Below are 493 nucleotides of genomic sequence, written 5' to 3'. Positions count from 1 at the left end.
GTTGAGTATGGCCAGGTCCTCCGGCTCCCGCCGGGTCAGCGAGCCGACCAGCGAGGACGCCAGGGTGCGGGCGGTCAGGGCGCGCTCACCGAAGAAGTTGCTGTGCAGCACCGCGTCCTCCAGGACGCCGATCTGCTCGGCCGTCGAGAGCGCGGACTCCAGCTTCTCGTCGTCGCTGCCGGCCGCAGCGGCGGAGGCGCGCAGATCGGCGAAGCTCTGCAGCAGCACGTCGAGCAGTGTGGGCGGCACGTCCAGGTCGATCGAGTGCCGGCGCAGCAGCTCCTCGAGCCCCGGCTCGTACATCGGGACCTCGCCGCGGCGCAGCTTGTCGATCTTCTCGGGCACCACGTCGAGGCCCATCACCTCGAAGCCCAGCTCGGCCATGGCCGCGGCGTGGGTCGCGCCGAGATAACCGGTGCCGATCACGGTGATCTTGAGGGCCATGGGGGTGCTCCAGAGGTCTGCGGCAGGCACGTGCGCGCCCGAGCATATC

2 pseudogenes are annotated in these 493 nt (G+C 70.4%); both read right to left on the bottom strand.

The features are described 5' to 3' along the window. Nucleotides 1–285: pseudogene (locus tag LPA54_RS42745) on the bottom strand (ATPase); the annotation flags it as partial. After that, nucleotides 265–444, bottom strand: a pseudogene (locus LPA54_RS42740) (3-hydroxyacyl-CoA dehydrogenase NAD-binding domain-containing protein); the annotation flags it as partial. The pseudogenes LPA54_RS42745 and LPA54_RS42740, both read right to left, overlap by 21 nt. Nucleotides 445–493 lie beyond the last annotated feature (49 nt).

Source organism: Streptomyces sp. DH12 (assembly GCF_020873895.1).
Taxonomy (GTDB): domain Bacteria; phylum Actinomycetota; class Actinomycetes; order Streptomycetales; family Streptomycetaceae; genus Streptomyces.
The sequence above is the reverse complement of the archived record's forward strand: the minus strand, read 5'-3'. Positions and strand labels throughout refer to the sequence as shown.